Annotated in this window: 1 protein-coding gene; it reads right to left on the reverse strand. The window is 68.0% G+C overall.

Annotation, left to right across the window (positions count from 1 at the left end):
• On the reverse strand, positions 1-6,967 hold a 6,967-nt coding region (locus tag A5688_RS03225), incomplete at both ends, for a non-ribosomal peptide synthetase (RefSeq protein WP_120312454.1).

The raw sequence follows: 6,967 nt of genomic DNA on the forward strand, positions 1-6,967 counted from the left end.
GGCCAGTCGGTGGCATCGATGACGTCCCAGCCGAAATCGGCCCGCTCGGCGGCCACCACCACCTGCCGCGGTATCCCCTCGACCGCCGGTAACAGTGTGCGCAGGCTTTCATGGCGGGCCACCACGTCGGCCAGCGCCGCACCCAGCGCCTCGGCATCAAGCGCACCGCGCAGCCGCAACGCCGCCGCCATGTTGTAAACCGGTGAGGGACCGTACAACTGGTCGATGAACCACAACCGCTGCTGGGCGAACGACAACGGCACCACCGCGGGCCGCTCGCCCGCCACCAACCGCTCAAGCCGGCCCGCGCCCGCACCGATACACGGCGCCAACTGGGCAACCGTGGGCGCCTCGAACACGCTACGTACCGAAAGATCGGCATTTAGACCGGTGTTGACCGCGGCGACGAGGCGCATCGCCAACAGCGAGTCCCCGCCCAGGTCGAAGAACGAGTCGTCGACCCCGACCCGCTCAAGCCCCAGCACCTCGGCGTAGATGCCGGCCAGGATCTCCTCGGTCGGGGTGCTCGGGGCGCGGTAACGATCGGCATCGGTGTATTCGGGTGCCGGCAGGGCGCGGGTGTCGAGTTTGCCGTTGACCGTCAACGGCAGCGCCGCGAGCACCACCACCGCGGCCGGCACCATGTAGGCCGGGAGCCGCTCGGCCAGCGCGTCGCGTATCTCGGCCGGGTCTGCCGTCCCGGCGACGTAACCCACCAGGCGCTTATCGCCGGGCCGGTCCTCGCGGGCGATCACCGCCGCCTGCGTCACGCCGTCCAAACTCGCCAGGGCTGCCTGGATTTCGCCGAGCTCGATGCGATAGCCGCGGATCTTGACCTGCTCATCAGCCCGCCCTAGATAGGCCAACTGCCCATCGGGTCGCCACGCCACCAGGTCGCCGGTGCGATACATCCGTGCCCCGGGCGCCCCGAACGGACACGCCACAAACCGCGACGCGGTCAACCCGGCCCGACGCCAATACCCGAAGCCCACGCCGCGCCCGGCCACATACAGCTCACCGACCACCCCGGCCGGCACCGGCCGCAGCCAGCCGTCCAGCACGAAGAATGCCGCACCGGGCACCGGCGAGCCGATCGGCGGCGCACCCGAATCCACCTGTAACGGTGCACTTCTGGACGCCCACATGGTGGTCTCGGTCGGGCCGTAGACATTGATCATCACCCGCCGCGGCGCCCACCGGTCCACCAACTCGGGCGGGCACGGCTCGGCGCCGATCACCAACGCCGCGCCCACCCCATCGGGGGACAGCACGCCGACCGCCGAGGGGGTCTGCGTCAAGACGCTGACGCGTTGGGCGACCAGCAGGGCGTGGAAGTCTTCGGGTGAGCGGGCCACCGACTCGGGCACGATCACCATCCGCCCACCATGTAGCAGCGCGCCCCAGATCTCCCACACCGAGAAGTCGAACGCATAGGAGTGACACTGGGTCCACACCTGGTGCGGCCCCAGCTCCACGCCGATGTCCAGGCCGTCGAACAGCTGGGTGACGTTGTGCTGTGCGACGGCAACGCCTTTGGGGACCCCGGTGGTGCCCGAGGTGTAGATGATGTGGGCGATCTCCTCGGGGGACGGCGCCGGTAGTGCTGTGCGGGGTTGGATGTCAACAGCGGGGTCGTCGACGTCGATGACCGGCAGATCGTGCCCGTTCAGCAGCTCGGCCAGCCCGGCGGTGGTGAGCGCGGCGATCGGCGCGGCATCGGCGAGCATGAACCCCATCCGGGCCGCCGGCAGCGCCGGGTCGATCGGCAGATAGGCCGCTCCGGTTTTCAGCACCGCCAAGATTGCCACGATCGCCTCGGCCGACCTCGAAAACAGCAGCGCCACACGGGATCCCGGGCCGACCCCGCGGTCGGCCAACAGGTGCGCCAACCGGTTGGCCGCCTCATCCAGCTCGCGATAAGTCAACGAATGCCCACCGCAGCTGATCGCCACCGCATCCGGTGTCTGGGCCACCTGGGCGGCGAACAACACCGGAATCGACACCGGCGTGGTCGCCGGCTCGGTCAACACCGCCCGATTACCGATCTCATCCAACCGGGCATGCTCAGCTGCGTCGAGCACATCCACCGACGACAACGAACGCCCCGGCTCGGCGGTCATCGCCCCCAACACCCGCCGCCACCGCTCGATCAGCGCCTCCATGCTGGCCGCATCGAACACATCGGTGTCGTATTCAACGCGAAAGCCGAGTTCCCGGCCCGGTGTGGCTTGCAGTGTCAACGGGTAGTGGTTGTATTCGCGGAGGGTGAAGCCGGTGACGGCCCGCTCGTCGTTGCCCGCCAACTCGGCGGTGCCCAGGGGATAGTTTTCGTAGGCGAAGAGGGTGTCGAATAGTCGTTCCTGACCGGTGATCCGGTGAATCTCGTTTAGCGCCAGATGCTGGTACTCGAGTGTGTCATTGTGGTTGGTTTGCAGTTGGTCCAGCAGATGCGTCGTGGTTGTTGTCGCGGTGATGTTCGCTCGCACCGGCACCGTGTTGACCAAGAGGCCCACCATCGAGTCCGCGCCGGCCACCTCGGCCGGCCGCCCGGAGACCGCGGCGCCGAATGCGACATCGTGCTGGCCGGTCAGCCACATCAGCAGCTGCGCGAAGGCCCCCTGCAGCACGGTGTTGACGGTGGTGTGGTGTGAGCGGGCCAGCTCGCCGAGGGCCCGCGTGGTCTCGGCGGACACTTGAAACGATTTAACCCCTCGGCCGCCCAGCCCCAACCGTTGCGCTGGTCCTACCAGTGTTGGGGTGTCGAAACCGGCGAGCACGTTGCGCCAGGCCGTACGGGCGGCGTCAAGGTCACGAGCGGCCAGCCAGGCAAGATATGTCCGATACGACGTGGCAGCCGGTAGCCGCTGCCGGCTGAAGCTGGCGAATATTTCCCGCAGCAAGATCGGCATCGACCAACCATCGAGCACGATGTGGTGATTGGTCAGCACGAACCGGTATCGATCTGGTGCGGTGCGGACCAAAGCCGCCCGGAAGGCCGGCAAGCCGTCAAGGTTGCAGACCGCGGCGCGTTCGGCGGCGCACGCCCGCTCAACCTGCTCATCGACATCGGCGGCGGGGTTATCGGCGTCCAGTTCGACATATCGCCAGGGCGCCACCGGATCAGCCGGGATGATCTGCACCGGCTCGTCGAACTGCTCGCAAAATCGGGCGACCAGGTGTGGATGGCGGTTAACCACCGTTTGCACTGCATCGCGCAGGCGGTGGGGATCAAGGGCACCGGTCACGGCGATATCCAGTTGCACCGCATACACATCGTCGCCGCTGCCCTGCGCGGTGCTGGCGTGAAACAGCAGCCCCCGCTGCATGGGCGCCAACGGCAAAATATCGGCGATTTCATATCGCTGCTGCAGCTCGTCGATCTGCTGCTGGCTCAAACGCGCGGGTGCGATATCCGACGGCGTCAGCCCACCCCCACCGGATCGCACATGCGCGCACATCCCGGCCAGAGCCTCAAACCACAACCGGCTCAGCCGATTTACCTGCGCGCGATCCAGCGACGAGGGCGCCCACATCCAATCAGCTTGCAGCTGTGGGCCGGTGGCGGTATCGACGGTGCCGGCGTTGAGTTCCACGGTGTGCGCCAGCGGCATCGGCGTAGCCGCGGCTGCAGCGGTGACCGACACGCCGTCGTGGCTGATCTGCCACATCTCAGCGGGCACCTCGCCTGCCGGGGCGCCCAGACGCCCGAGATAATTGAACCCGATCGGCGGGTCCGACATGGCCAGGTCAACATCTCTGTTCAGGTATCGCAGCAGCCCATAGGTGAGGGGATGCGGCAGGCCGCGAAGCTGCTCTTTGGCGTCCTTGATCAGCGTCCCCAGCGCCGCCTCGCCGGCCAGCACCTGCTCCCACCGCAGCCCGCCAACCGTCAACGACACCGGGTATTTGGTGGTGAACCACCCCACGGTGCGGGACAGGTCCACATCGGGGCCCAGTTCCTCATGGCGCCCGTGGCCCTCGACGTCGATGCCGATCGGCGCACCGCCGTTGCCCGAAAACTCCGCCACCGCAAGGGCGAACCCAATTAACAGAATGTCGTGGACGCCGGCATGAAACGCCGCCGGCACCTCACCGAGCAGCGCACGAGTGGTGTCCACATCCAGCGATACCGGCAGGTGCCCGGCGCTTTCGAACGTATCCACCTCTGGGCGCACTGCCGGCAGCGCGGCTGAAGCCGACGCCACCTGCTTCCAGGCGTCGGCCTGCGCCACGACGTCGGGGCGGTGCGCGTGCTCGGCTAGCAGCGCCGCCCAGCGGGCAAATGACGTCCCCCAAGCCGGCAATCCCACCGGCCGCCCCGCACGGTGCTGGGCCCAGGCAATATTGAAGTCTTCCAACAGGATTCGCCATGACACCGCATCGACGGCCAGGTGGTGGATGATCACCACCAGTTGACCGGTGGCGGGGGCCCACAGCGCGCTGAGCATAGCCCCAACGGCCGGGTTCAACCGCTCCCGAGCCGCTATCACAGCCTCGTCGGACAACGCGTCCACGGTGCGCAGGCACGCCCCGGCATCCACCGGCCCGGCCTCGGGCACCAACAACGACCACGCACCGGTCTGGTCGTTTGCTTCGTTTTCGATGCGCATCCGCAGGACGGGATGCTGATCCAGTACGGCCTGCAGCACCACCACTACATCGGCTTCGGTGACCGCAGCGGGGACCCGCACCAGCACCGTTTGGTTGAACTGATCGATAGGGCCGCCAACGCTTTCCACGGCGGCCAGCCACCGCATGATCGGGGTCGCGGGCAGCTGCCCGATGCCCTCATCGATCGGGCCAGCCCCACCGGTGGCCACGCCGGCCACCCGGGCCAGCCGGGCCACGGTCTGCTCGATGAAGATGTCGCGTGGCCGACATACCAGGCCGGCCGCCCGCGCCCGCGCCACCACCTGCATCGACGAAATGCTGTCGCCGCCCAGATCGAAGAAGGAGTCGTCGACCCCGACCCGCTCGAGCCCCAGCACCTCGGCGTAGATGCCGGCCAGGATTTCTTCAATCGCGTTGTCGGGAGGGCGATACCGATCGACGTCCTGGTATTCCGGTGCCGGCAGGGCGCGGGTGTCGAGTTTGCCGTTGGCCGTGAGCGGCAGCGCCACGAGCGCCACGACGGCCGCCGGCACCATGTAGGTCGGAAGCCGCTCGGCCAGTGCGGCGCGGATCTCGGCCGGGTCTGCGGTCCCGGTGACATAACCCACCAGACGCTTATCGCCGGGCCGGTCCTCGCGGGCCAGCACGACCGCCTGCTCCACCCCATCCAAACCCGCTAAGGCTGTTTGGATTTCGCCCAGCTCAATGCGGTAGCCGCGGATCTTGACCTGCTCATCGGCGCGCCCCAGATACGCCAGTTGCCCATCGGCACCCCAGCGCACCAAGTCCCCGGTGCGATACATGCGCGCACCGGTTCCCCCGAACGGGCAGGCCACAAACCGCGACGCCGTCAACCCGGGCCGACCGATATACCCCGCGGCCACACCGGATCCCGCGACATAGAGTTCACCGACGACGCCGGGAGGAACCCGCCGCAACGATTCGTCGAGCACGAACAACGCCGCGCCGGGCACCGGCGAGCCAATCGGCGGCAGACTCGACCCCGCCGCCAACGGCGCACTGATCGCCACACACATCGTGGTCTCGCTCGGGCCGTAGGCGTTGACCATCACCCGCCCGGGCGCCCACCGGTCCACCACCTCGGCCGGGCAGGCCTCACCGACTAGCACCAGGGCCGACGCCAGCCCCTCCGCCGAGAGCACCCCCGCCGCGGACGGGGTCTGGGTCAACACGCTGACCTGTTCCGCAGCCAGCACGCGGTGCAAGTCTTCCGGAGAGCCCGCCGCCGATTCGGGCACCACCACCAGCCGCCCGCCGCGCAGCAGCGCGCCGAAGATCTCCCAGACCGAGACGTCGAATGCCAGCGAATGACATTGCGACCACACCCCCGCCGCCGGCAGACCGGCATCCAGCGATTCCATCAGCTGGGTCACGTTACGATGCGTGACCGCAACGCCTTTGGGCACCCCGGTAGTGCCCGACGTGTAAATCAGGTAGGCAACACTTTCCGGCGTCGGGATTGGCAACGGCGTTTCGGGCAGGGTGTCAATGCGTCGATCGTTGACGTCGATGACACTCACGCCGTGACCCTCGAGCCGCTCGGCCAGCGCGGCAATGGTGAGGGCCGCCACCGGGGCGGCGTCGGCCAGCATGAACCCGATCCGCGCCGCCGGCAGTCCCGGATCGATCGGCAGATAAGCCGCCCCGGACTTGAGCACGGCCACAATCGCCACAATCGCCTCGGCCGAACGGGAAAACAGCAGCGCCACAGTCTGTCCCGGGCCGGCCCCACGGCCGGTCAGCAGGTGCGCCAATCGGCTCGACGCCTCGTCCAACTCGCGGTAGGTCATCGACAGGCCGTCGCATATAAGCGCCACGGCATCCGGGGTGCGGGCCACCTGGGCGGCGAACAGCGCCGGGACCGACACCGGTGTGGTCGCCGGCTCGGTCAACACCGCCAGGTTACCGATCTCATCCAGGCGGGCATGCTCAGCCTCATCGAGCAGATCCACCGACGACAACGCACGCCCCGGTTCGGAGGTGATCGCCACCAACACCCGCTGCCAGCGTTCGGTCAGCGCCTCGATGCTGGCCGCGTCGAACACGTCGGTGCGAAACTCCACGTCTCCGTAAATCCCAGCGGGCTCACCGGCCTCGGTGAAACGTTCGGCCAGGGTGAGTGTCAGGTCCGTGCGCGCCGACTGGGTGTCCACCGGCATCTGCGTGACCTGCAGATCACCCAAGGCCAACCCGGCGGTGGGGTCGCTGGTGTGCCCGGGGAAGTTCTGCCAGGCCAGTACCACCTGCACCAGTGGGTGGTGGGCCAGGCTTCGGGTGGGGTTGAGCCGCTCCACGAGCACCTCGAAGGGCACGTCTTGGTGTTCATAGGCGGCCA

Origin of the sequence: Mycobacterium mantenii, assembly GCF_001667865.1 — a bacterium.
Lineage (GTDB): Bacteria > Actinomycetota > Actinomycetes > Mycobacteriales > Mycobacteriaceae > Mycobacterium > Mycobacterium mantenii_A.